This is a genomic window from Rhodanobacter lycopersici (genome assembly GCF_040812335.1).
Taxonomy (GTDB): domain Bacteria; phylum Pseudomonadota; class Gammaproteobacteria; order Xanthomonadales; family Rhodanobacteraceae; genus Rhodanobacter_A; species Rhodanobacter_A lycopersici.
Genome location: NZ_JBFOHK010000001.1, coordinates 1,102,268 through 1,126,831, shown reverse-complemented (window position 1 = coordinate 1,126,831; position 24,564 = coordinate 1,102,268). Strand labels below are relative to the sequence as shown.

The following is a 24,564-nucleotide window of genomic DNA, read 5'->3' as shown; positions in this document are numbered from 1 at the left end:
GCTCTTTGATCAGAGCGAAAGCCAATCGCGCACAGGGTGCGCTCCTACGGGTGAGGCCGGCTGGCGTGGCAGACTGACGTTTCCTTCCTGCCGCACCGAATCCTGCTGATGAGCGTTGCGCTTCCTTCCCTGCCACGCCTGCCGCCGGTGGTGCCGCGCTCGGGCGTGTCGAGCGATGCAAGGCGCGCGTTGCGGCAGCTGCTGGACGACGTGGACCGCGCGCTGGCCAATGCGTTTCGCGATGGCGCCGACGTCAGCGCCTTGGCACGACGGCGCGGCGAGGCGGTGGCACGCATCGTGGTGCACGTGTGGACGGCCTGCCTCGGCGAGGTGACGGGCGCGGCGTTGTTCGCGGTGGGCGGCTTCGGCCGCGGCCTGCTGTTCCCGCATTCCGACGTGGACCTGCTGGTGCTGGCCGAGCGGCCCGAGCCGGCGCGCCTGCGCGCGCTGGAGCAGTGCTTCACCACGCTGTGGGACGTGGGCCTGAAGGTGGGGCATGCCGTGCGCGAGCCGGCGCAGTGCCGTGCGCTGGCCGCCGCGGACGCCAGCGTGTTCACCAGCCTGCTCGATGCGCGCCGGCTGGCCGGCGACGCGGCCATGGATGCTGCCTTGCGCGCCATCGTGGACGATCCGGCGCTGTGGCCGCCGCGCGACTACCTCGCCGCGCGCCTGGCCGAGCGCGATGCCCGGCACGCGCGTCACAACGACACCTCCAGCAACCTCGAACCCAACCTCAAGGATGGCCCCGGCGGGCTGCGCACGCTGGATTCGCTGCGCTGGCTGGGGCGCCGGCTGGCGCATGCCGGCGGCCTCGAGGCGATGCAGGACGCGGGCCTGCTCGACCCGGCCGAGCGCGCCAGCCTGTGCGAAGCCGAGACCACGCTGCGCCGCTACCGCTGGGCGCTGCATCTGGAGGCGGGCCGGCCGGAGGAGCGCCTGCTGTTCGACTACCAGCGCGCGCTGGCCGGCCGGCTGGGTTTCGAGGACGAGCACGAGAAGAATCTCGGCGTCGAGCAGTTCATGCAGGGCTATTACCGTGCGGCCAGCCAGGTGGAGCGGTTGGGCGTGCAGATCGCCGAGCGCTTCGTCGAACTGCTGGAACCGCCGGGCGAGGCGAGGCCCGTGGGCGAGGACTTCGTGCGCCATGGCACGCGGCTGTCGGCGCGCGACCCCGAGCTGTTCGTGCGGCGGCCGGCGGCGCTGGTGGAAGCCTTCATCGCGCGGCTGGACGAGCCGGGCCTGATCGGCTTCAGCGCCGACACCATGCGGCGCATCCACCAGGCTACCGCACAGCACGATGGCAAGCTGGCCGACGATCCCGACGTGCTGGCTGCCTTCCTGCGCCTGCTGCGGCGTGGCGCGCCGGCGGTGGACGCGCTGTGGCGGATGAACCGGCACGGCCTGCTTGCCGCGATCCTGCCCGCGTTCGGCCAGGTGTTCGGGCGCATGCAGTACGACCTGTTCCACGTCTACACGGTGGACGAACACACGCTGCGCGTGCTGCGCCAGATGGCACGCTTCGCCGATCCCGCGGCGCGCCGCGAATTTCCCGTCGCCTGCGACGTCTGGGCCAGCCTGGGCCAGCCTGAATTGATGCTGCTGGCCGGCATGTTCCACGACATCGCCAAGGGCCGCGGCGGCGATCATTCCGTGCTGGGCGAGGATGATGCGCGCGTGTTCTGCGCCAGGCTTGGCCTGCCTGCGGCCGATGGCGAGCGCGTGGCGTGGCTGGTGCGCTGGCATCTGCTGATGAGCACCACCGCACAGCGACAGGACATCACCGATCCCGATGTGGTGCGCCGCTTCGCCGACATCGTGGGTGACCGCGAGCGGCTGGGCCGGCTCTACCTGCTCACCGTGGCCGACATCATCGGCACCAGCCCGAAGCTGTGGAACGGCTGGAAGGACCGCTTGCTGGCCGACCTGTTCGCGGCGGCGAGGCAGGCGCTGCGCAGCGATACGCGACCCGGGCACGATGCCGCGGCGCGCATCGATGCCTGCCGTGCGCAGGCACTGATCCTGCTGCAGGACGAGGGTGTCGCCGCGGAAGCGGCCGAGCGCGCCTGGAGCGCGTTCCCCGCCTCCAGCTTCCTGCGCCATCGTCCCGAGCAGATCGCCTGGCAGACCGCGGCGATCGTGCGTGCCGACGGCGCGTGGCCGCTGGTCGCCGTGCATCCGCTGTCGGTACGCGGCAGCACCGAGCTGTTCGTCTGCACGCCCGATCGCGACGGCCTGTTCGCCAGCGTCACCGCGATGCTGGACCGGTTGCATTTCTCGGTGGTGGAGGCACGCATCCTCGGCTCTACCGCCGGCATGGCGATGGACACCTTCCTGCTGCTGGAGGCGGACGGCCAGCAGCCGGCCAGCGCGGTGCGTGCGGAGGAGCTGCGCCAGCGCATGCATCGCGCCCTGGCGCAGGGCGGCCAGATCCTGCCGCCGCGGCGCAACATGTCGCGCCAGCTGAAGCATTTCCAGATGCCGCCGCGCATCGACTTCCGCCAGGCCGACGGGCGCACCCGCATGGCGCTGGTGTGCAGCGATCGCCCCGGCCTGCTGGCGGCCGTGGCGCAGGTGCTGGTGGCCTGCGAGGTGCGCGTGCACGATGCCCGCATCGCCACCTTCGGCGAACGGGTGGAGGACTTCTTCCAGCTCAGCGACCGCCGTGATGCGCCGCTGGACGAGGCGTTGCAGGAGCGGCTGCGCCAGTCGCTGCTGGCGCGGCTGGAGCAGGGCGCCTAGCCGCATTCCGCGGTGTGTTCCTGCGTCCGGAAGGGGGCGTCAGTCTGCCGCGTCGCTGCCCCACAGGGCTTCCATGCTGACCTTGAGGCCCAGTGTCGACAGGTCCACCACTTCGGCGATGGCGTGCGTTTCCACATCTCCGCGCCGCCGGATCGGCGAGCGCAGGCGCAGGCCGTCGTGCGTGGTGAGCGAAGCCACGATCGGCTGGTGCCCGACGGGCCGACGCTGGACCACCACCGCGATCGAGCCGTTGCGCAGGCGCACGCCGCTGCCGGGCGGGTAGATGCCGAGCGTCTTGATGAATACCTGGGCCAGGTGCTCGTCCAGCGCCGCCCCCTCGTTGAGAAACAGCCAGCGCAGCGCCTGCGTGGGTTGCAGCGGCGGCCGGCAATCGCGAGCGGAGACGCGGGCGCAATAGACGTCGGCCAGGGCCAGCAGGCGTGCCGCCTGGCCGATCTCCGCACCGCGCTTGCCGCAGGGGTAGCCGCTGCCGTCGATGCGTTCGTGGTGGTCGTGCACGGCGTCGAGCCAGGTGGTGCTGGTGACGCCATGCCCGCGCAGGTGGCTCACGCCGAGCTGGCAGTGCGCACGCACTGCTGCGTGCTGCGCATCGGACAGCGGGCCTTCGCATGCGACCAGGGTGTCGTGCAGGTCGAACATGCCGATGTTCATGGTCAGCGCGGCGGAGACGATGCCCGCCAGCTCGCCGGCATCGAACGCCAGTGCGGCGCCGGCGAGCTGGCAGGCGATCGCTGCATTCACTGCGTGGCGGCTGCTGTAGGGGCCGGCGGTGCACAGCAGCATGCTGGCCAGTGCCACGTCGGGGTTGACCCGGCAGGCCTCGCACACGTGTTCGGCGATGCCCGCCAGCGTGCCCGGGAAATCGACCGGCGCCGGATCGGCCAGCAGGGCCTGCAATTCCCGCCGCGCGCCCAGCAGCCGCGCCAGCGGCGATGGCACCGGCACTGGCGTCAGGGGCGGCAAGGGACCACGGCATTCCTCCTCGGAGCCGTAGAACAGTCCGTGCTGCAGCAGCGTTTCCCGTTGCGCCTCGCTGCCGATCACCTGGCCCAGGCATAGCAGCAGGTTGCCCCTGGCATCGTAGGCGTTGAAGCGCATGGGGCGGCCGACGGTCAGCTCGGTCGTGTCGATCGGACGCCGTGGCATCGCTCCCCCTCTTGTGGTTCCCGTCCGTTCGCCGGGTGTGTGGCCCGGCGGCGCCGGACGCGGCCGGGGCTGACCCGTGCGTGCGACCCGGCGGCGATGTTCTGGCAGCCGTCCACTCAGGCCTCCATGGTTTCGGAGCAGGCCCACGAGGCCCGCACGGGCAGCCGCCCCGGTTCAGGCATGCGGGCGAGTGCCTCGCGCAGTAGATCGACCACATTGCCTGCCAGTGGCGATGCCATCGGCGCCACGCCTGCCCAGGCGTTGCGGCCCTGCCGCTTGGCCGCGTACAGGCATTCGTCGGCGATGTTCACCACCTGCTCCCAGTGGAGCCGATCCGGTTCGCTGGCGAAGAACGGATAGCTGGCGAAACCGATCGAGCAGGTGAGGTGCAGGTGCTGGCCGTTGTCGAGGTCGAAGCGGTGGCTTTCCACCGCGGCGCGGATGCGCTCCGCGAACTGCGGGCCGGCGTCCGACGGGGCGAACCGGGCCACGATCAGGAACTCCTCTCCACCCCGGCGCACGGGGGTGTCGGACTCGCGCGCGACCGACAGCAGCACGTCGCGGAACTGCAGCAGCACACGGTCGCCGGCGGCATGGCCGTGGGCGTCGTTGATCTCCTTGAAGTGGTCGATGTCCACCATCAGGAACAACAGGGGCGCTTGCGATGGATGGCCGGGGGCGTGTGCCGCCGTGTCGAGGCTATACCGGCGCGCAATGGCCAGGTCGTGTTCGATGTGGTCGTTGAGGTAACGCCGGTTCTTCAGGCCGGTGAGCGGGTCGGTGATGATCTGCTGGGCAAGTGCCCCGTTGGCCTGCTGCAGTGCCTGGTTGGCGCGAGCCAGCTCGGCGGTACGCTGCGCCACCAGCGTGGCCAGTGCCCGGTTGCGCCGGCTCAGCGTGGCCGAGCGCCAGCGCAGGAACAGGCCCAGCGCAAGCACGCCCGAAACGACCCAGAGCAGCCAGGCCCAGACCGTGCGGTACCACGGCGGCAGGACGCGGAAGCCGAACGTGGCCTCCCCGCCTTCGTGTCCATACACGTCGAGTGCGCGCACCCGGAAACGGTAATTGCCCTCGGGAAGGTTGGTGTAGTCGCGGTAGGTGTCGCCGCTCCAGCGCGACCAGCCGCGATCGATGCCCTGCAGCAGCACCTGGAAGCGGTTGGCCGCGAAATTGTCGTAACTCGGTGCGGCGAACTCGAAACGCAGCGCATTCTGGGTGTAGGGAATCCGCAGCTTGCTTCCCGGCGGGGCGCCGGCGAACAGCACCTGGCCGTCGTGCGCGATCACCTCGCGCAGCAACGCGTGGAACTGCGCATCCCGTGGCACGGCGTGCATGGGGCGGTAGCGGAACAGGCCCTTGTCGCTGCCTATCCACATGGTGCCATCGGCATCGTCCTGGAATGTGGACGCGCCGATTCCGGCGATCGGCTGCAGCGGCGTGACCTCCCAGCGCCAGCCGGCGCCGCTGCGGGTGGCGCGGCCGGTTTCCTTGGTCCCATAGGCTCCGGCGGCGTACATCCAGATCTCGCCGCGCTGATCCTGGTACAGGGCGTCCACTTGCCTCGGGCCGCCGGGGAACAGTCCGGTGAACGCGGGGTCCGGGACGAAGTGTCCGGCCGCGCCATCGAACCGGTAGATGCCCTGGCTGGTGATGAAACGCGTCTTGCCGCCGATCATGACGACCTGGCTCTGTCCATCCGGCAGGCCGGCGTCGAGATGATCGACCCGGACGACAGCCTTTGCATCGCGCGGCCCCTGCCAGTCCGGCGGCAGGCTCAGACGGATCACGCCACGGGTCCACAGGCTCAGCCACAGGCGGCCCTCGGCGTCCTGCTTGATGGAGCGCACCTCTTCCTGGACGCCGGCGATGCGGCCCTCGTCGATCCAGTGGCCGTTCTCCCGGCGCAGCGTGCCGATGCCGTCCTGGTAGCCCACGAATACGCGCGCGGGGTCCCGGGTGGAACGGAGCAGGGAATCGGCCGACACCGAGTGCGTGCCGCGCCGGGTATCGAGCAGTTGCCGCGGTTCGCCGCCGGCGATGGCGAACACGCCCTCGTTGCTGGCGACGAGCAGTTGGTCGTCGACCGGGGCGAAGCTCCAGGTCTGCCCTGGCACCTGCGGGATCTGTTCGAAGCGGGCGTTGCTGCCGCCCACCAGGCGGAACAGGCCCTCGGTGGTGCCCGCGTAGAGGATGCCCGCATGACGCTGCACGGCCAGCACCGAGCCCTGCAGTCCGCTGCGTTCGCCGAAGTGCGTCAGTGGCGAGTCGACATTGATGCGCGAGACGCCGTTGCCGGTGGCGACCCAGAGGCCATGCTGGCGATCCTGGAACAGCGCCAGCATCACGTTGGTGGACAGGCCGCTGGCGCGCGTCAGGGAACGCAGCAGATGGCCCTGTGCATCGAGCAGGAACAAGCCGCCGCGCAGCGTGGCCACGGCGAGCCGACCATCGGCCAGCCAGATCGCGCCGTACAGCGCGCCTTGCCGGATCGCTGCGTCGGCCGCGGTGGGCCAGGGCCGAAACGTGTCGCCATGGCGGATGAACCAGCCCTGCGTGCGCGTACCCACCAGCAGGTCGCCAGGCCGCGCGGCTGGCCCGTGCCGGGGCAGCAGCGCATAGATCTTCTCGGTGGCGAACCGTTCGCTGCCCGGAACCAGGTCAAGCCGGTCGTCGACCAGTTGCATCAGGCCCCGGCCCACTTCGCGCACATACAGCGAGCCGTCGACCAGGAAACTGGTGTGGAAGGACGTTTGCGGCTTCCACACGTCCATCGCGCCGTTGCGGTAGCGGAACAGCTGCGTCGTGGTGGCGAAGAACACGCCATCGGCAGTGGCATGAATGGCCCACACGTCGGCGAAATGGCGTTCGGCGGGCGGGATCCGGTCCAGCAGCGAGACGAAGACCAGCTGGCCGGAAGCATCCGGCTCGAGATAGCCCAGGTTGCCCACCGTACCCACGTAAATGCGACCGTCGGCACCCAGCGCCAGCGAACGCACTGCCGCGTGCTCGGGCACCGGAATGCGTCGCCAGCGCGAGCCGTCGAAGCTCAACACGCCGTCCTCGACGTTGCCCACATAGATCACGCCCTGCCGATCCTGCGCCACCGACCAGTTCTGCGTCGCGCCGCTGTATTCGCCGGGATCGAAATTGCGGATGAAGGGCAGGCCCGCCTCGTTCGGTGCCGCCGCTGCGGTGGCCGACGCGGGCATGGCCAGGGCCAGCCCGGCCACCAGCCAGCACACGGCAAGCGCCAGCACATGGACCGGGCGCTGGCGGCGTTTCATCTGCTTGTCTACGGCGGCGGCCCTCTCACCCATCTCACTCCCTGGACGGCAGGTCATGGCGGGATGTCCTGTCGGCCGGCAAGAAAGAGTCTTGCCGCAGCCGGTATCGGCCATGGAATGCAAAGCTTGAGCAGGGCGGAGCGATGACCCGGCGGCACGTTTCGGCATGCCGGCACGGAGATGTGCCGAAAGGAAACGGGAACCTGTTCGTTGTCTCCCCGGCGTGGCTACGGGGAGACGGTGAACGGGCCCGGATGCCTCTGATGCCGGCTGGGCCGCTTTTCGTCGGCGGCGCGATCTGATTAAATGATATCTATTCTCATTTGCTGGATTTTTCCATGTCATTGGCTCATCGCTTCCTCAAGGGCTGCCGCCTGGTGCATCTCTATCTCGGCGTGTTCAGCGCACCGGCCCTGCTGTTTTTCGCGGTCACCGGAGGGTTGCAGACCTTCAGCCTGCATGAGACGACGCGCGGCAGCAGCTATGCGCCGCCCAAGTGGCTGGCGGTGGCGGCACAGCTGCACAAGAAGCAGACCATGGACGTGCCGTCGCACAAATTGCGCCCCCCTGCGAACCCGGCGACGGAGCGAGCCGTCGATGCGGTGCCTGCGGCGGCGATGCGCCCGGCCGTCGACGCGGCCAGGCCGAAGGGCAGGAATCCGCTGCCACTGAAGGTCTTCACTGCGCTCATCGCGTTGTCGCTGGCCTTGTCGACTCTTACCGGTCTGTACATGGCCTGGCGGTACTCGCGCCATGCGGGGCGCATCGTCGCCGTCTTCCTTGCCGGCATCGCCGTGCCGATCCTGCTCGCGCTGGCCTGACCTGCCCCCGGTGACCCGTGATGCCGGTGCGCCGTGTGCAACCGGTGGCGGCGGTTTGCAACGCCAGGCGGTTTCCCCGCACGGCCCGGGCGGGCACAATGGCGGTGCTCCCCACGACTGATTTGGACGTCCATTCGCCATGCAAAGCATCGAATCCCTGATCGACGACGCCTTCGAGCGCCGCAACGAGCTGACCCAGGCCGAGGTCGAGACCCACCTGCGCCCCGCGCTGGGCCAGGTGCTCGACCTGCTCGAATCCGGCGAGCGCCGCGTGGCCGAGCCGGACGGGCAGGGCGGCTGGCAGGTCAACCAGTGGCTGAAGAAGGCGGTGCTGCTGTACTTCCGCATCAATGGCAACCGCGTGGTCGACGGCGGCCCGGCGCTGGCCTTCGACAAGGTGCCGCTGCGCTTTGCCCCCGGCAACGATGCGGAACTGCAGGACCTCGGTGCGCGCGTGGTGCCCGGCGCACTGGTGCGCCGCGGCGCGCACATCGCGAAGGACGCGGTGCTGATGCCCAGCTACGTGAACATCGGCGCGTACGTCGGCGCGGGAACGATGGTGGACACCTGGGCCACGGTGGGCTCCTGCGCACAGATCGGCGCGGGCGTGCACCTCTCCGGCGGCGTCGGCATCGGCGGCGTGCTGGAACCGCTGCAGGCCAATCCCACCATCATCGAGGACCACTGTTTCATCGGCGCGCGTTCGGAAGTGGTCGAGGGCGTGGTGGTGGAGAAGGGCAGCGTGATCGGCATGGGCGTATTCCTCGGCCAGTCCACGCGCATCTACAACCGCGCCACCGGCGAAATCAGCTATGGTCGCGTGCCGGCCGGCAGCGTGGTGGTGGCCGGCAACCTGCCCGCGAAGGACGGCTCGCACAGCCTGTACGCTGCGATCATCGTGAAGCAGGTGGACGAGAAGACGCGCGGCAAGACTTCGATCAACGAATTGCTGCGAGCCTGGTAGGAGCCCACCCTGTGGGCGATCCATCCTGCCGCAACCTCCATCGCGCACAGGGTGCGCTCCTACGGAAAATTTCATGACCATGGCGACCCTCTACGGCCTCCCCACCTGCGACACCTGCCGCAAGGCGCGCAACTGGCTGGACCGCTTCGAGGTGCCGTACACGTTCGTGGACTACCGCGCCAGCCCGGTGCCGGCGGCCACGCTGAAGGCGTGGGCGCAGCAGCTCGGCGGCTGGGAGGCGCTGATCAACAAGTCCTCCACCACCTGGCGCAACCTGCTGCCGCAGCGCAAGAACCCCGGCACCGATCCGGAGTGGACGCTGCTGCTGAAGGAATACCCGGCGCTGATCCGTCGCCCGGTGGTGCTGCAGGAGGACGGCAGCGTCAGCGTGGGCTTCAGCGACAACGGCTTCAAGAAGCTGTTCGGTCGCTGACGGATGATCGTGCGTCTGTGCAAGGTCGCGGTGCTGGCGGCGATCGCGTTGTGGATCGCGCTGGTCGCCTTCGGCAACCTCGGCGACTACGGCAGCAACTGGCCGTTCGTGCAGCACGTGCTGGCGATGGACACGGTCTTCCCCGGCGCGCACATCCGCTACCGCGCCATCCATTCGCCGCTGCTGCAGCATGCTGCGTACGCCCTGATCATCGCGGTCGAGGTGCTGGCTGCCGTGCTGTGCTGGTTGGGGGTGTGGAAGCTGTGGCATGCACGGCGAGGCACGGCCGCGGCGTTCCGGCGCGCCAAGCGCGTCGCCGTGCTGGGTCTGGTCACCGGCGTGCTGCTGTGGCTGGGCGGCTTCGTGGCGATCGGCGGCGAGTGGTTCGGCATGTGGATGTCCAGCCAGTGGAACGGCATCGAAAGCGCATTCCGCTTCGCCATCGTGCTGCTGGCGATGCTGGTATGGCTGGGCCAGCACGACGACGAACTGGACGGCTGAGGCCATGGGCGACCACCGCGCTCGCCGTTACCGCATCAACCTGCGCATCGAGCGCGACAACGCCGCGCTGTACGCGCGGTTGGCCGAACTCGCCACTGATCCGCGGCTGGCGCACGCGTACCGGCGCATCGCCGAGGGCGAGCGGAGCAACGCCGCGTTCTGGGAGTCGCGCCTGCGCGGGCAGGGTGCGGCGGTGCCGCCGCCGCGCACCGGCCTGCGCGTACGCGCGCTGGGCTGGTTCGCGCGGGCCTTCGGCACCGAATTCGTGATGCCCACCGTGGTGCGGCTGGAACACGCCGACCACGATGCGACGCCGGTGGACCGCAGCGGCCATCGCGACCATTTCCTGCCGCCGCATGCGCGCGTCGCGCGCGGCCACAGCCATCGCGCGCAGAGCGGCAACACGCTGCGCGCCGCCGTGCTGGGCGCCAACGACGGCCTGGTCTCCAATGTCAGCCTGGTGATGGGCATGGCCGGCGCCGCCGCCAGCGACCGCGCCGTGCTGCTGGCCGGCCTGGCCGGCCTGGTCGCCGGCGCCTGTTCGATGGCGCTGGGCGAGTGGCTCAGCGTGAACAGCTCGCGCGAGTTTTACCAGGCGCAGATCACCGAGCGCGCGGAGCGCCTTGCGGTGGCGCCGGAGGACGGCGTGAGCCACATCGCCGGCATCTATCGCGAGAAAGGGCTGGGCCGCGCCGAGGCCGAACACCTGGCCGAACACCTCACCGGGACGCCACGCGCCGCGCTGGATACCGTGGTGCGCGAGGACCTTGGCGTCGATCCCTCCGAGCTGGGCGGCTCGGCGTGGAGCGCGGCGCTGTCCTCGTTCTGCCTGTTCGCGTTCGGCGCCGCGTTTCCGGTGGCGCCATACCTGTTCCTGCATGGACATGCCGCGCTGCTCGGCAGCGCCGTCGCCGCCGCGGCGGGACTGGCGCTGATCGGCACCGGTACCTCGCTGTTCACCGGGCGCGGCATGCTGTTCTCGATCACGCGGCAGTTCGCGATCACCGTGGCCGCGGCGGCGATCACCTACGGTGTGGGGCATCTGCTCGGCGCGGTGATCGCCGGCTGAGCGGCAGCGCGCTGCTATGCTGCGGCATCGCCTTGCCGCCGATCCGCCACCATGTCCGATGTGCTCGATCTTGCCTGCGAACTGATCCGTCGCCGTTCGGTGACGCCGGACGACGCAGGTTGTCAGGCACTGCTGGCCGAACGGCTGCGGCGCGCGGGTTTCCGCATCGAGCATCTGCGTCACGGCGAGGTGGACAACCTCTGGGCTGTGCACGGCGACGGCGTGCCCACCCTGGCTTTCCTCGGCCATACCGACGTGGTGCCCAGCGGTCCGGAAGCCGTCTGGCACAGTCCGCCATTCGAGCCGGTCGTTCGCCTTTGCGATCATCCTGATCGCGAGAATCAAAAAGCGGCCATCCATGACCGCACTCTTCATCTATACGGTCGCGGCGCCGCCGACATGAAGGGTGCGGTGGCGGCGATGGCAGTGGCGCTGGAACGTTTCGTGGCGGCGCATCCACGGCACGACGGCCGTGTGGCGCTGCTGCTCACCAGCGACGAGGAAGGCCCGGCCAACCTCGACGGCGTGCGCAAGGTGGCCGAAGGTTTCCGCGCACGCGGCGAGCGCATCGACTGGTGCGTGGTGGGCGAGCCCTCGGCGAAGGCCACGCTGGGCGACCTGATCCGCGTGGGGCGTCGCGGTTCCCTCTCCGGCACGCTCGTCGTGCGCGGCGTGCAAGGACACGTGGCCTATCCGGAGAAGGCGCTGAACCCGATCCACGCCTTCGCGCCCGCGCTGGCCGCGCTGGCCGCCGAGCGCTGGGACGAAGGCAATGCGGATTTCCCGCCCACCTCGTTCCAGGTTTCCAACCTCAATGCGGGCACCGGCGCCAACAACGTGATCCCGGGCGAGCTCACCGCGCTGATCAATTTCCGCTACTGCACCGCCAGCCGCGCCGAAGACCTGCGTGCGCGTACCGAGGCGATCCTGCGCCGGCACGGACTGGATTTCGTGCTGGAGTGGAACCTGTCCGGCGAACCCTTCCTCACGCCGCCGGGCGGCAGGTTGCGCGACGCGGTGGTGGGCGTGTGCCGCGATCTGCGCGGCATGGAGCCGGAGCAGAGCACCGGTGGCGGCACCTCGGATGGCCGCTTCATCGCGCCGCTGGGCGCCGAGGTGGTGGAGCTGGGGCCGGTCAACGCCACCATCCACAAGGTGGACGAATGCGTGGACGTGGCCGAACTCGAACGCCTGCCGGCCCTGTACGAGGCGATCTGCGAGCGTCTGCTCGCAAGCTGACGCAACGGAGGTGACGCATGGCCGATGCCGCTCCAGCTCAGCAAGCGCAAAACGTCGCCGCGCAGCGGCGCGCGTTGATGACCGGTGTGCTGGTCGCGCTGCCGCTGGCGTTGGCCGCGTGGGGTGCGCTGTACGCATGGCTGCCGCCGCTGGCGGGCATGGATTCGATGGGGAATCGGCTGGCGTTCGCGCTCAAGTGCTGTTGCGTCGCAGTGCTGCTGTGCCTGTTCATGGGCATCGAGGCGGTGGCGCACCAGCGCCTCGGTTCCGCGGCGATCGATCCACTGCAGGGCGCCGAGTCGCCGCGCCTGGAGGTGGATCTTCGCTGCCTGCAGAACACGCTGGAACAACTGCTGTTGTTCGTCCCGGGCCTGCTGGGGCTGGCGCTGTATTGCGCCGATGGCCGGGCGATGCGCGCGGTGGCCGCCACCACGGTGGTGTGGATCGTGGCGCGCTACGTGTTCTGGATCGGCTATCACAAGGCGCCGCGCTACCGTGCGCCTGGCCTGGTCGGCATGCTGCAGAGCGCGCTGGTGCTGCTGTATGTATGCGGCCGTTTCGGCCACGAACTGGCCGGGTTGCCGGGCACGCTGATACTGCTGGCGCTGTGCGCCGCGATCGAGGCGCGGCTGGTCTGGCTCGCCCGCTGAGTCGGCGGCACCGCTGCGGGCGCGGAAAATCCGGAAATCACGTGTCTTGATGGAGGCAAACCATGCGTATCGAATTCCACGGCGCGGCAGGCGGCGAGGTCACCGGCTCCTGCCACCTCATCGAGGCGGCGGGCAAGCGCATCCTGCTCGACTGCGGCATGGTGCAGGGCGGCCGCGACGCGGACGCGCGCAACAACGAGCCGTTCGCGTTCGATCCCGCTTCCATCGATGCGCTGGTGGTCAGCCACGCGCACATCGACCACATCGGCCGCGTGCCGTTGCTGGTCAAGCGCGGCTTCAAGGGGCCGGTCTACGCGCAGGCGGCCACCTGCGACCTGTTTCCCATCATGTTGCTGGACGCCGCCTCGCTGTCCGAGCACAACGCCGAGCGCGAGAACCGCGGGCACGCGCCGGGTGAGCCGGACATCGCGCCGCTCTACACCGCTGCCGACGTCACCGCCGCGCAACGGCAATTGCGCCCGCTGGCCTACGAGGCGGACACGGAAATCCTGCCCGGCGTGACCGTGCGCCTGCACGAGGCCGGGCACATCCTTGGCTCGGCGATGATCGAGCTGCGCGCGGACGGCCGTTCGATGCTGTTCACCGGCGACGTCGGCATGCGCGGCACGCCCATCCTGCGCGACCCGGCATCGCCGCCGCGCACCGACCTGATCCTGATGGAATCCACCTACGGCGACCGCAACCACAAGGACCGCGCCGCCACCGTGGCCGAGCTGGGGCAGATCCTCGCCGCGGCACGTGCGGACGGCGGCAACGTGGTGATCCCGGCGTTCGCGGTGGGACGCAGCCAGGAGCTGCTGTACTGGTTCGCCGAACACTTCGAGGACTGGAACCTCGCGAAGTGGACGATCTTCCTCGACAGCCCGATGGCGGCCAAGGTGACGGCGGTCTACGACCACCACGAGGAACTGTTCGACGCCGATGCCGTGAAGGTCTGGCAAGGCCGCATCAAGCCGTTCAAGCTGCCGAACCTGCGCGTCAATGCGGGCGTGGACGACAGCAAGGCGATCAACCGCATCCACGGCGGCGCCATCATCATCGCCGGCTCCGGCATGGCCAACGGCGGGCGCGTGCGCCATCACCTGGCGAACAATCTCGGCAATGCGCACAACCACGTGATCTTCGTGGGCTACCAGGCCGCCGGCACGCTGGGGCGCCTGCTGGTCAACGGCGTGCCGCACGTGCACCTGTTCGGCAACGACATCACGGTACGTGCGCGGATCCACACCGTGGGCGGCCTGTCCGCCCACGCCGACCAGCAGGGGCTGCTCGACTGGTACGGCGGCAGTCCCAACCACCCGCCTGTGGCGCTGGCGCATGGCGAGAATCCGGCGCGGGAAGCTCTGGCGGCGGTGCTGAAGCAACGCTACGGTGTCGCCGTGACCCTGTCGCAACCCGGCATGCAGATTGAGGTCTGAGCGTTTCAGCGTGTGCTTTCGCGCCGCGCGTAATCGGCCGGCGCGCAGCCGACCAGGCGGCGGAAGTCGCGGATGAAATGGGCCTGATCGTAGTAGCCGAGCGCCAGCGCCAGCTCGGCCCAGGCCAGTTCGCGACCCGCCTGCAGCTGCGCCACCGCCTCGTGCAGGCGATAGCGTGCGATCACCCACTTCGGGCTGGCGCCCACGTAGTCGCGGAACAGCCGCTGCAGCGCGCGCAGGCCCATGCCCGCGCGCTCGGCCAGTTGTTCGGCGCGCAGCAGCTCGCGATCGCTCGCCGCTTGCGCGACCAGTGCGCGCGCCCGGGCCGCGAGCGGGTCATGCGGCGGAACCCCTGCCAGCAGCAATGGTTCGACCAGCGCCACCATCGCGGCGATGTCCGGGCAGGCCGGCATGGCGGGTACGATCGTGTCGATGCCGGCACCGAGCACTTCGCGCGCCGGTCGCGAGCGGTTCGCCAGCGCCGCCACCGGGCCCCGCAGGAAGGCATGGAATCCGCCGGTCGCGAACTTCACCCCGAACACGGTTTCGCGACCCTCCAGCACGCGGCGATAACGGCCGTCGTGCACACCCCACACGCGTGCCTCGCCACGCTCGATCACCAGGTGCACGTTCGGATGCGGCAGCGTTTCCTGCAGCTGCGGCGGGCGGCCGCGCAGATCCCAGCGCACGCACCAGTAATGCTCGACGCAGGTGGCCAGCGCCGGCACGGGCGCCTCCCGCGCGTGCTCGAACACGCCGTCGCCCAGGTTCGCGCGCAACACGCCGCGTGGCGCGCCGGTGGCGGCTGGCAGAGGGTGTCGCGTTTTTCCAATCATCGGGAAACCGGTGGTGCTGGAATGCGCAGGCGGCGATCATCGCAGAGGTGGCACCATGGCACGACCGTGCCCATCCACGAGGAGACACATCCATGCAAGCCAGCGGCACGTTCACGGTGAAACTGGAACCGCAGTCGCCCGCCCACGCCGACAGCGGCCTGGGCCGCATGAGCCTGGACAAGCAGTTCAGCGGCGACCTCGAGGCGCACAGTCTTGGCGAGATGCTGGCCTACCGCAGCGCGGTGGACGGCTCGGCCGGCTACGTGGCGATGGAGCGCGTGGTCGGCGCGCTGCACGGCTGGCGCGGCGCGTTCGTGCTGCAGCACTCGGGCACGATGGATCGCGGCGCATCCGCGCTGGTGGTGAGTGTGGTGCCGGATTCGGGCACGGAGGAGCTCGCCGGGCTCACCGGCACGCTGGCGATCCACATCGATGCGCAGGGCGGACACTCGTACTCGTTCGAGTATTCGCTGGGCTGACGCCGGCGACGCGGCGATCCGGCGTCGGCATGTAACGTCCCGCGCTCCTGCGGCGAAAGGACAGGGCGATTCCCATCCTGTTTCCATCCAACGGAGGCCACGCCCGTGCAAACCCACCATCCCCGCCGCGGGAAGTTCCTGCTTGCCGCCCTGTTTTCCGCGACCGCCGCGACGGCCCTCGCCGCCGCGGCGACGGAGCGGCCAGTCCATGTCCGCGGCACGATCACCCAGGTGGGTGCCAGCGGCTTCACTGTGCAGACCGGCGACGGTCCGCGCACGATCGCCATCACCGGCGGCACGCGCATTGCCGGCGTGGTTCCGGCCACGCTCGGCGGGATCGAGCCCGGGTCGTTCATCGGTTCGGCCAACGTGCCGGAGGGCGGAACCGCACGCGCGCTGGAGGTGGTGGTGTTTCCGCCAGCGATGAAGGGAACGGGGCTGGGGGATTACCCCTGGGACCTGCCGGCCGGTGGAAGCCGGGTGCCGACCGCGATGACCAACGGCAGCGTCACGCAGGTGAGCCGTGGACCTGCCATGCCGTCGGCGATGACGAACGGTACGGTAAAGGCCGTGGCCGGTCACGGGGATGTCCGGCTGGTGGTCGACTACGGCAAGGGCGAAAAGACGATCGAGGTGCCGGCGGGTACGCCGGTGGTGACGTTCAAGCCGGCTGACCGGCGCGCCCTCGTCGCGGGGGCGCATGTCTTCGTGGCGGGCAAGCCGGGCGGTACGGTGATGGCCGAGGTGGTGGCCGTCGGCCTCGATGGCACCGTGCCGCCGATGTGATGCCGCCGGGCCGGCGCGGCGATCTTACGGTGCCACCGGTTCCAGCATGAGCGTGTGCTGCGCGGGGCCGGGCAGCAGCGGGGTGGGGCGGCCGTGCACCCAGTCCTCGTGGCCGGCGCCGTACCAGGGCGACAGCGGGTTGTCGCTCTGGCCGCCGGGCATTTCCAGGATGCCTTGCGCCTCGTGGCCGGGTGACACGGCCAGGCGTTCGGAGGCGCCGAAAGCGGGGTGCGCCACGCGCGGCATGTTGTCGTCGCCGGGCAGCTCATCGTCCGGCATGTCGAGGAAGTGCTTCACGAAGCCGGGCAGTGCGCGAGACAGTGGATGCTCGATCTCGGCGTGGTTGATCTCGCCCCAGCTGCGCGCGGCCAGTCCACCGGGTTGCCGCCCCAGCGTGTCGCTCACCCGGCGCGCGGCATCGAGAACCAGCGCCTGCCAGTTGGCGTATTCCGGATCGAGCAGGTTCCCCGGCTGGCGCTGTACCAGCATCCATACCGCGGCCTCCGGGTCGCCGAGGCCGGGCCAGGCGAAGTCCGGATATTTGGCCTTGACGCGGCTGGCGAACGGCGCCAGCACCGCGTCGTGCACCTCGCTGCGGAACGCGCGCACCAGACGGTAATCCACGCTGTCGGGATCGGCGCGGTTGCGCCAGCCGGCGGTGAGTTCGCGCAGCTGGCGCAGCGCCGGGTCACGCGTGCCGGCCAGGGTGTCCTGCAGCAGGCGCTGCCAGCGAGTGAGGAAGACCGCGCGATCGTCGAGCTGGATGTCGAGCAGGTTGCCGGGCGTGAAATCCGCGTGGGCGAACAGGTCGTCGCGGATCTGCCGCGCCCGTGCGCCGAGGTCGTGGCCGCCGCCGCCGAGCAGGGCCAGGGCAGCACCGCCCACGGTGCGATTGTTCGCCGTCCACAGCCGGCCGTCGGCAGGGTCGAGCAGGCGTGGGTACTGCGCAGGCGCCACCCAGCCGGTCCAGCCGCTGCCGGGCTGCGACCAGTCGGCGGGCAGCAGCGGGTCCTGGCCGTTGCGCAACGGGATGCCGTTGCCGGCGATGGTCCAGCCGATATGGCCGGCACTGTCGGCTACCAGGATGTTCTGTGGCGGCATGCCGAACGTGGGTGCGAGATCCAGCGCGGCCGCTGCGCTGGCGGCGTGTTCCAGCTGTATCAGGTCGAGGTTGTAGGCGCGCGGCTGCTGGGCGATCCAGGCCAGCGCCAGCGGCGTACCGTCGGTGTCCTTCGCCATGATCGGGCCCCAGCGCGTGTCCTCCACCTGCAACGTGCGCGGCGCGGCGCCCCTCACGCGGATGATCTCCTCGTGCGTCTGCAGCAGCGCCCAGCCGTCGGGCACCTTGTAACGCGAGGGATCATGCGGATCGCGCCGCACGCGCACCCAGTCCATCCAGTCGCCGTAGCTGTTGGTGAAACCCCAGGCGACCTGGCCGTTGGAGCCCACGACCATCGCCGGCGTGCCGGGCAGGCTCACCCCGACCACATCGCGCTCGCCGTGCGGGGCGGTCGGGTCGGGATAGCGCAGGCGGGTGCGGAACCAGATGTCGGGCACGCGCAGCGCCAGGTGCATGTCGTTCGCCAGCATCGCCGCGCCCGTGCCGGTGAGTGCGCCGGCCACGGCGAAGCTGTTGCTGCCGGGACGACGCGCGTCGTGGCTGGGCGCGAGCACGGCTGCGAGGTCGGCGACCGGCTTCGTCGCGGGCAGGGTGCGCAGGTCGAAGGTGCCGGCATCGGGCGGCACCGGCTGCGGCGACAGCGGGCCTTGGAGCGGCGCCTCCCATTCGGGATCGGGCGCGAGCAGGAAATCCACCAGCGGGCCGGGCAGCGCCGCGCGCATTTCGGCGATGCGCAGCTCGCGCGTGTTGCGGCCGTCGTGGTTGAGGTCGAGGTACATCGCCGCGACCACCAGCAGCGTATCCTCCGAACGCCACGGCCTGGGCTTCGTGCGCAGCAGCAGATATTCCCAGGGCCGCACGCGCAGTGCGGCGAGGCCGGCGTTGACGCCGTCGCGGTAACGGTCGAGTTCCTGCCGCTGGGCCGGCGGCAGCTGCGCATAGGCCGCCTCGGCCACTGCGCGCAGGCGGTGGCGGCGATGGTCGAGATCGGTAGCCAGGGCCGCCGGGCCGAACAGTCCGGCCAGCTCGCCCGCGGCGACGCGGCGTGTCAGGTCCATCTCGAAGTAGCGCTCCTGCGCGTGCACGTAGCCCAGTGCGAAGTTGAGATCGCCGCGGCTCTTGCCGGTGAGCGTGACCGTGCCCAGCGCGTCGCGCTGGATCTCGACCGGTGCATGCACGCCGCCCGTCGCCACGTGGCCGTCCAGCCGGGCGCGGCTGCCTGCGAGCAGGTACCAGCCGGTGCCGGATGCGCCCAGCAGCAGGATGGCCACCAGGAGCAGCAGGATGCGCCACCAGCGAAAGCGGCGCACCCTCATTGCGGCACGAACACGGCGAAGATGCCCGCGTAGGGCTTGACCAGGAAGGCCGGTGCGCCGGCGTAGCCCTCGCCGTTGACGAAGATCTGCGAGATGCTGCCGTCCAGGTACAGCGCATCGCGGCACCCCAGTTTGTCGCGGAACAGTCGCGCGAAGCCGTGGAAATTCACCGGCACCTCGCTCACCGCGAACACCACTTCGTCGGGCGTCTTCGCGCAGACGCCGCTGCGCCATTTCAGGCTGCCCGAATCGTCCACGAACCGCGGGTTGAGCTGGCCGGCTATCACCAGCATCGGGCCGGATTGCGTGGCCCAGCGCACCGGCTTGCCGTCGGCCTTGAACTCGGCGCTGGTGCGCACCGCGGCGTGGCCGTCGGGATAGATTGCGAACACGCCGTTCGGCAGCAGCGAAAAGTTGCCCGAGGCGGGATTGCCGTGCGCCATGTTCAGCGGCACCAGGGTCTTGCCGTTCTCCACGTACAGGCCCAGCGGCGCACTCTGGTGGTCGTAGATGCCGGCATTGGTGGCGAACAGCAGACGCTGGCCGTGCGCCTCGCCCCATTGCTGCAGGGTCTCGATGTCGCCATAGGCGTCGCCGCTGGCCGGGTCGCGCCAGTGCAGGCTGAGCGGATCGTGCTTCAGGTCCAGCGTCACCACGCGGTAGTTCTGGCCATCGAAGCTCAGCTCGCGGCTGTTTGGTGCGCGGGCGGACGCACTGCAGCCGGCCACGCCCGCCAGCAGCGCCAGCAGCGGCAGCCGGCGCCAGCGATGGATGCGGGCGATCGAGGAGGGGCGGGGCATCATGCGCATTCGTCGATGGTCGCCGCCCGGCACGGGTTGGCGCAAGTCCGTGGCCGGGGTGCCGGCAGGCCGGTGCAAAGCCGCTAGAATGGCCGCTTTCCGCGGTCGTTCTACCATGCCTTACACCCCCATCGTCGCCACGCTCGGCTACGTGCTCTCGCCCGACCGCACGCAGGTGCTGATGATCCACCGCAACACGCGACCCGACGACCAGCACCTGGGCAAGTACAACGGCCTGGGCGGCAAGATGGAGCCGGGCGAGGACATCGCCGCCTGCATGCGCCGCGAGATCCGCGAGGAAGCCGGCATCGAGTGCCTGTCGATGCAGCTGCGCGGGACGCTGAACTGGCCGGGCTTCGGCAAGCAGGGCGAGGACTGGCTGGGCTTCATCTTCCTGATCGACCGCTACGAGGGCACGCCGCTGGCGCGCAATCCAGAAGGCACGCTGGAATGGGTGGCGCGCGAGCGGCTGATGGAACTGCCGATGTGGGAGGGCGACCGCCACTTCCTGCCGCTGGTGTTCGACCACGACCCGCGCCCGTTCCACGGCGTGATGCCGTACAAGGACGGGCGCATGCAGTCGTGGTCGTACAGCCGGCTGTGAACGGGGTGCCGCGCATCCGCATCGTGGCTGCGGTGATTCGCGACCAGGCAGGTCGCACCCTGCTGGTACGCAAGCATGGCGCCACGGTGTTCCAGCAGCCCGGCGGCAAGCGTGATCCCGATGACGCGGACGATCTCACCACGCTCGCACGCGAACTGCGCGAGGAACTGGGCTGCATGCTGGTGCCCGGTTCGGCGTGTTTCCTCTGCCATGCCAGCGCACCGGCCGCGAACGAGTACGGCCATGTGGTGGAGGCCGATGTCTACGCCGTCGAAGTGGCCGGCGAGCCGCGCGTGCAGGCGGAGATCGCCGAACTGCGCTGGGTCGACCCTGCCGCGCCCGACGTGCCGGTGGCGCGGCTGAGCCTGGAACACATCCTGCCTTTGCCTTGGCTCCGGGCCCGCTTTCCGGCCTAGTCGCCGCCTTTTCCCGGTTCGTCGTCGGGCACCCAGGCAAGCAGGTCGCCGGGCTGGCATTGCAGGAATTCGCAGATCTTCCCCAGCGTCTCGAAGCGCACGCCGCGCACGTGCCCGGACTTGAGCAGCGACAGGTTGGATTCGGTGATGCCGACGAAGCGGGCCAGGTCGCGCGAGCGGGCCTTGCGCAGCGCGAGCATCACATCGAGTCGGACGATGATGGCCATCGGCGCCTCACACGATGGAGCGGCTGTCGTCTTCGAGGCGTGCCGCCTCGTCGAACAACCGGGCTACGAGAAAGAACACCGCCGTGAGCAGCAGCGCCAGCAGGTCGCCGCCGTCGAACGCCAGGCTGGCGGCATGCCGGCCGGCCTGCCAGGCCGCGGCGAGGGTGGCGAGGCACGGCAGCACGACGCGCAACGCGGCGGCCAGCGCCAGCAGGCCCGCGAAGCGGCGGAAGTGGCGTGTCGCCGCGGGCGCGAACAGCGCGTGCTCGCGCACCTGCCCCAGCATGCGCGCCAGTTCGACCAGGGCGGCGGCGCTGACCAGGGCCAGCACCAGCGCGATGCCCGCGGCCCAGGCGCGGGGCAGGCCGTCGCTGGACAGGGTGGTGGCGACCGGCGTCGCGGCGTCTGGCGGCGCCAGCACGCCGATCGCGGTGACCAGCACGCAGGCAACCGCCCCCACCCAGGCGGCAATGCGCAGGACGCGGGCGGTCTTGACGATGTCTTTATTTGCTGTTGATCGCATAATATTTTCTGTAATACGATAAATTATGTTCACGAGACAGGATGAATCTAGCATGTCGTACCGGGTCGTTCGACCGTGGCGCTGCCGCGGGATGGGGTTTGTCGCCGGGCTGCTGCTGTCGCTCGGTGGCGGCGCAAGCTGCATCGCGGCGCAGGCATCGGCACCACCGTTGCGCGCCGCCACCGTGGAGGCGATGCTGGCGGCGCCCGGGCAGGAAATCTTCACGCTGCGCGCCGCCTTGCCGCGGATCGACATCCCTTCGCTGGCGCTGCTGGCCCGCGCACGCATCGCGGTGGCGCGACTGGACGCTGCGGAAGCCTCGCAGCTGGTGGACCGGTTCCTCGCCGGCAAACCACGGAGTCCGCGGCAGCGCGCCATCGCCTGGGAGATCGCCACCGACGCCGCATTCGCTGACGGCGATTACGCGCGGGCGGCCAAGGCGGCGCAACAGCTGCAGGCCGCGTTGGCGGCATCCGGTGCCGATGCGGCGAAGCGGGCCGATGCCGCGCAGACCGCCATGATGGCGATACAGCTGGCCGCACTGCCGGTGCAACGGCTGGTCGCATACCAGCCGCATGCGGAGCCGGTGCACAAGGACAAGGTGGGTCTGCCACGGGCGACGGCGAACATCGACGGTCGGGCGCAGGAGGCGGTGCTGGACACCGGCGCCAATCTCTCGGTGGTGTCGCTGTCGACCGCACGCCGGCTGGGCCTGCATCTGCAGCAGGGCGGCGCCAGCGTGGGCAGCTCCAGCCGCGATGCGGTGGCGGTGCGGCTGGGTCTGGCCGACACCGTGCGCTTCGCCGGGCTGACCCTGCACAACGTGGCCTTCCTGGTGCTGGACGACGCGCAACTGGCCATGCCGGTGCCGGGCGGCTACCGGATCGACGCCATACTCGGTTTTCCCGTGCTGCGGGCCCTGCAGCGTTTCCGCATCACCGCCGCCGGTCGGCTGGAGCCGTCGCTGTCGACGCCCGGCCCGTCGGATGCCGGGACGGAGAATCTGCTGATGGCCGGCAACGACATGTTCGTGCGGGCGGAGGTCGGCGGCGTGCCGGTCGCGATGCACCTGGACAGCGGCGCGGCGAGTTCGGCGCTGTCGGCGGCCTTTGCGCGGCGTCACGCGGACTTGCTGAGGGGCTTGTCGTCGCGCCGTGCGCATGTGGCGGGCGCCGGCGGTGCGGTGGAACGGCGCACGGTGATCTGGCCCGGCGCGCACGTGCGCGTGGGCGACCGCGAGACGACGTTGGCCGGGCTGGACGTGGAACTGGCCGATGGCACGGGCGCCTCGCCGAACGTGCTCGGCGAGGATGTGCTGGGTGCATTCGACTGGTGGTCGGTCGACTTCGGGAGGATGCGGCTGGCGCTCGGGCCGCCCAGGGCGAAGACCGGGCATCCGGCTGTGGTGTCGACCGCAGCGCCTTGATGTTGATGCAGGTTGGCGTGCGTGTCGCATCGAGCGGTTGCTTTCTCTTTCTCCGGCAGGCTCGGGAGAGAGCGGGCAACGGCGTCAGGGCACGTCGCCGATCCAGGCCGCGCTGCCGAACTTGTCGCGCACCAGTGCCTGCGCCAGCGCCAGCTCACTCTCGCGCAAGTGGTCGTCGGCGAGCCCGTGCAGGCGACGGAAGGTGGCCAGCATGCGTCCGGCGACGGCCGCGCGCGGCAGGCCGGTCTGGCTGCGCAGCGGATCGACGCGCTTGGCGGCACTGGCCGTGCCCTTGTCGGAGAGCTTCTCGCGTCCGATGCGCAGCACGTCCAGCATCTTCGCCGAGTCGATGTCGTAGGCCATGGTGACGTGGTGCAGCAGCGCGCCGTTGCGGCGGGTCTGCGCGGCACCGCCGATCTTGCCCGCGGCGGAGGCGATGTCGTTGAGCGGCTGGTACCAGGCCTCGATACCCAGTTCGCGCAGTGCCTCCAGCACCCAGGCGTCCATCAGCGCGTAGGACTCCTGGAAGCTCAGTCCCTCGACCATCGACAGCGGTGCGTAGACCGAATAGGTGATGGTGTTGCCCGGCTCGATGAACATCGCGCCGCCGCCGGAGATGCGCCGCACCACCTCGATGCCGCGGCGCCGCGCGGCATCGCCATCCACCTCGTTGCGCAACGACTGGAAACGGCCGATCACCACGGCAGGCGCGGCCCATTCCCACAGCCGCAGCGTGGGTGGGCGGCGGCCAGCGCCGACTTCCGCCAGCAGCGCCTCGTCCAGCGCCATGTGCAGCAGCGGCGCCTGCGGTGCGGCATGGACCAGTTGCCAGTCGTGGTCGCGCCAGTCGCTGCGGCTCATCCGGCCTCCCCTTCCTGCAGCGCGCGGCGCAGTGCCACGACGATGGCTTCGCTGGAGATGCCGTACATCGTGGTATCCGTGGGCAGGGCGTCGTCGATGGCGGCGACGAGCGCGCTGTCGGCGGCGTCGGCCGGCCGGCCTTCCAGGGCGGCGTTGATGGCCGGCAGCGCCGCGTCCGGTTCCAGGAAGAAGTCGCCGCTCAGCCGTACGCCGGCGAACCGGCCGTCGTGCAGCGCGAGGTCGACCACCACCAGCTTGCCGCCGGGCATCTTGTATTCGCCGTGCATTGCCTGCGCGCATCCATGGCGTCCGGCCGGGCCGGAACGGAAGCGGTGATTCTAACGCGGTGAGGCGTTACCAGCCGCGGCCGTGGAAGTTGCCCTGGCCCACGCCGATCGAGAAGCTGACGCCGCCGCTGGGGTGGTCGCAGTCGCCGAGGTTCTTGGTGACGCTGACCGAGCCGGTCTGGTAGTTGCCGCTCATGTGGTTGCCGGCCATCACGCCCATGCCCACGCTGCCGTGCATCTGCGCCTGGTTGTAGGTGGAGTCGTCGCAGCGCTGTGCGCTGGCGGTGTGCTCGTCCGCAGCGCTCGTGCTGCCGCTGGTGTCACCGTAATACACGCCGGGCACGCTGCTGCTGGCGGGTTTGGACGTGCTTGAGGCATGGGCGGGCAGGTCGGAGGGCGGCAGGTCGTTCTGCGGCGGAAGCTTGAGGTTGAGCGACTGGCCGGAAGTCTGGGCCAGGGCCGCGGTGGCCAGCAGGCTGGCGGTGAGTGCGATGACTAGCCGTTTCATGGGGCGATGCTCCGGGAGATGGCGTGTACAACGCGCGACGCCGCGCCGCGGTGGACACGCCATGGGCTT

Annotated in this window: 24 protein-coding genes; 14 read left to right on the top strand and 10 right to left on the bottom strand. The window is 70.1% G+C overall.

Annotated features, from left to right (window positions below; genetic code table 11):
* Nucleotides 1-108 precede the first annotated feature (108 nt).
* Nucleotides 109-2,739, top strand: a complete 2,631-nt coding sequence (gene glnD / locus ABQJ54_RS05135) for a [protein-PII] uridylyltransferase (RefSeq protein WP_367853188.1) — start codon at nt 109-111, stop codon at nt 2,737-2,739.
* Nucleotides 2,740-2,778: 39 nt separating this feature from the next.
* On the opposite strand, the gene ABQJ54_RS05130 is transcribed toward glnD, so the two are convergent.
* Both ABQJ54_RS05130 and ABQJ54_RS05125 read right to left on the bottom strand, forming a co-directional pair.
* Nucleotides 2,779-3,906 (bottom strand): HD-GYP domain-containing protein, encoded by a 1,128-nt coding sequence (locus ABQJ54_RS05130; RefSeq protein WP_367853187.1) that lies wholly within the window; start codon nt 3,904-3,906, stop codon nt 2,779-2,781.
* Nucleotides 3,907-4,022: 116 nt separating this feature from the next.
* Nucleotides 4,023-7,190: a ligand-binding sensor domain-containing diguanylate cyclase gene (locus tag ABQJ54_RS05125; protein WP_367853186.1), complete on the bottom strand. Its 3,168-nt coding sequence runs from the start codon at nt 7,188-7,190 to the stop codon at nt 4,023-4,025.
* A 338-nt stretch (nt 7,191-7,528) separates the two neighbouring features.
* On the opposite strand from ABQJ54_RS05125, the gene ABQJ54_RS05120 reads away from it, so the two are divergent.
* The 8 genes from ABQJ54_RS05120 to ABQJ54_RS05085 all read left to right on the top strand — a co-directional run bounded on the left by ABQJ54_RS05120 (nt 7,529) and on the right by ABQJ54_RS05085 (nt 14,306).
* Nucleotides 7,529-8,011, top strand: coding sequence for a PepSY domain-containing protein (locus tag ABQJ54_RS05120; RefSeq protein ID WP_367853185.1), 483 nt, complete (start codon nt 7,529-7,531; stop codon nt 8,009-8,011).
* Between the two features lie 139 nt (nt 8,012-8,150).
* Nucleotides 8,151-8,975, top strand: coding sequence for a 2,3,4,5-tetrahydropyridine-2,6-dicarboxylate N-succinyltransferase (gene dapD / locus ABQJ54_RS05115; protein ID WP_367853184.1), 825 nt, complete (start codon nt 8,151-8,153; stop codon nt 8,973-8,975).
* Nucleotides 8,976-9,054: 79 nt separating this feature from the next.
* Entirely contained in the window at nt 9,055-9,408 is a 354-nt protein-coding gene (locus ABQJ54_RS05110; protein ID WP_367853571.1) for a Spx/MgsR family RNA polymerase-binding regulatory protein, read from the top strand.
* Between the two features lie 3 nt (nt 9,409-9,411).
* Complete coding sequence (locus ABQJ54_RS05105) at nt 9,412-9,909, top strand: DUF2165 family protein (RefSeq protein ID WP_367853183.1); 498 nt, start codon at nt 9,412-9,414, stop codon at nt 9,907-9,909.
* Nucleotides 9,910-9,913: 4 nt separating this feature from the next.
* Nucleotides 9,914-10,978: a VIT1/CCC1 transporter family protein gene (locus ABQJ54_RS05100; RefSeq protein WP_367853182.1), complete on the top strand. Its 1,065-nt coding sequence runs from the start codon at nt 9,914-9,916 to the stop codon at nt 10,976-10,978.
* 51 nt (nt 10,979-11,029) lie between these two features.
* Nucleotides 11,030-12,217 carry a succinyl-diaminopimelate desuccinylase gene (dapE, locus tag ABQJ54_RS05095; RefSeq protein ID WP_367853181.1) on the top strand — a complete coding sequence of 396 codons (1,188 nt, stop codon included), beginning with the start codon at nt 11,030-11,032 and terminating at the stop codon, nt 12,215-12,217.
* A 17-nt stretch (nt 12,218-12,234) separates the two neighbouring features.
* Complete coding sequence (locus ABQJ54_RS05090; RefSeq protein ID WP_367853180.1) at nt 12,235-12,867, top strand: MAPEG family protein; 633 nt, start codon at nt 12,235-12,237, stop codon at nt 12,865-12,867.
* A gap of 62 nt (nt 12,868-12,929) precedes the next feature.
* On the top strand, nt 12,930-14,306 hold the full coding sequence (locus tag ABQJ54_RS05085) for an MBL fold metallo-hydrolase (RefSeq protein ID WP_367853179.1): 1,377 nt from the start codon (nt 12,930-12,932) through the stop codon (nt 14,304-14,306).
* Between the two features lie 5 nt (nt 14,307-14,311).
* Here the strand turns inward: ABQJ54_RS05085 and ABQJ54_RS05080 are convergent, their stop codons facing one another.
* Entirely contained in the window at nt 14,312-15,142 is an 831-nt protein-coding gene (locus ABQJ54_RS05080) for an AraC family transcriptional regulator (RefSeq protein WP_367853178.1), read from the bottom strand.
* Between the two features lie 92 nt (nt 15,143-15,234).
* On the opposite strand from ABQJ54_RS05080, the gene ABQJ54_RS05075 reads away from it, so the two are divergent.
* A complete protein-coding gene (locus ABQJ54_RS05075; protein WP_367853177.1) occupies nt 15,235-15,621 on the top strand; it encodes a DUF3224 domain-containing protein in 387 nt (128 codons plus the stop codon).
* Nucleotides 15,622-15,726: 105 nt separating this feature from the next.
* Entirely contained in the window at nt 15,727-16,407 is a 681-nt protein-coding gene (locus tag ABQJ54_RS05070) for a hypothetical protein (protein ID WP_367853176.1), read from the top strand.
* Nucleotides 16,408-16,431: 24 nt separating this feature from the next.
* On the opposite strand, the gene ABQJ54_RS05065 is transcribed toward ABQJ54_RS05070, so the two are convergent.
* Nucleotides 16,432-18,843, bottom strand: a complete 2,412-nt coding sequence (locus ABQJ54_RS05065; RefSeq protein ID WP_367853174.1) for a penicillin acylase family protein — start codon at nt 18,841-18,843, stop codon at nt 16,432-16,434.
* On the bottom strand, nt 18,840-19,643 hold the full coding sequence (locus ABQJ54_RS05060) for a phosphodiester glycosidase family protein (RefSeq protein ID WP_367853570.1): 804 nt from the start codon (nt 19,641-19,643) through the stop codon (nt 18,840-18,842). The genes ABQJ54_RS05065 and ABQJ54_RS05060 overlap by 4 nt, the downstream gene beginning before the upstream one ends.
* 115 nt (nt 19,644-19,758) lie before the next feature.
* Between ABQJ54_RS05060 and ABQJ54_RS05055 the strand changes: the two genes are divergently transcribed.
* Nucleotides 19,759-20,247: an NUDIX hydrolase gene (locus tag ABQJ54_RS05055; RefSeq protein WP_367853173.1), complete on the top strand. Its 489-nt coding sequence runs from the start codon at nt 19,759-19,761 to the stop codon at nt 20,245-20,247.
* A gap of 23 nt (nt 20,248-20,270) precedes the next feature.
* The gene (locus ABQJ54_RS05050) at nt 20,271-20,663 is read left to right on the top strand and encodes an NUDIX hydrolase (RefSeq protein ID WP_437343317.1); all 393 of its coding nucleotides are present in this window, start codon (nt 20,271-20,273) and stop codon (nt 20,661-20,663) included.
* Here ABQJ54_RS05050 and ABQJ54_RS05045 read toward each other — a convergent pair.
* Together ABQJ54_RS05045 and ABQJ54_RS05040 are read right to left on the bottom strand one after the other, a co-directional pair.
* Nucleotides 20,660-20,890 carry a helix-turn-helix domain-containing protein gene (locus ABQJ54_RS05045; protein ID WP_367853171.1) on the bottom strand — a complete coding sequence of 77 codons (231 nt, stop codon included), beginning with the start codon at nt 20,888-20,890 and terminating at the stop codon, nt 20,660-20,662. The genes ABQJ54_RS05050 and ABQJ54_RS05045 overlap by 4 nt on opposite strands.
* Nucleotides 20,891-20,897: 7 nt before the next feature.
* Entirely contained in the window at nt 20,898-21,413 is a 516-nt protein-coding gene (locus ABQJ54_RS05040) for a DUF2975 domain-containing protein (protein WP_367853170.1), read from the bottom strand.
* A gap of 52 nt (nt 21,414-21,465) precedes the next feature.
* On the opposite strand from ABQJ54_RS05040, the gene ABQJ54_RS05035 reads away from it, so the two are divergent.
* Nucleotides 21,466-22,839, top strand: coding sequence for an aspartyl protease family protein (locus ABQJ54_RS05035; RefSeq protein ID WP_367853169.1), 1,374 nt, complete (start codon nt 21,466-21,468; stop codon nt 22,837-22,839).
* A gap of 84 nt (nt 22,840-22,923) precedes the next feature.
* On the opposite strand, the gene ABQJ54_RS05030 is transcribed toward ABQJ54_RS05035, so the two are convergent.
* The 3 genes from ABQJ54_RS05030 to ABQJ54_RS05020 all read right to left on the bottom strand — a co-directional run bounded on the left by ABQJ54_RS05030 (nt 22,924) and on the right by ABQJ54_RS05020 (nt 24,495).
* Nucleotides 22,924-23,700, bottom strand: a complete 777-nt coding sequence (locus ABQJ54_RS05030; protein WP_367853168.1) for a lipoate--protein ligase family protein — start codon at nt 23,698-23,700, stop codon at nt 22,924-22,926.
* Nucleotides 23,697-23,987, bottom strand: a complete 291-nt coding sequence (gene lplB / locus ABQJ54_RS05025; RefSeq protein ID WP_367853167.1) for a lipoate-protein ligase small subunit — start codon at nt 23,985-23,987, stop codon at nt 23,697-23,699. Before lplB ends, ABQJ54_RS05030 begins: the two co-directional genes overlap by 4 nt.
* Before the next feature lie 67 nt (nt 23,988-24,054).
* The gene (locus ABQJ54_RS05020; RefSeq protein WP_367853166.1) at nt 24,055-24,495 is read right to left on the bottom strand and encodes a hypothetical protein; all 441 of its coding nucleotides are present in this window, start codon (nt 24,493-24,495) and stop codon (nt 24,055-24,057) included.
* Nucleotides 24,496-24,564 lie beyond the last annotated feature (69 nt).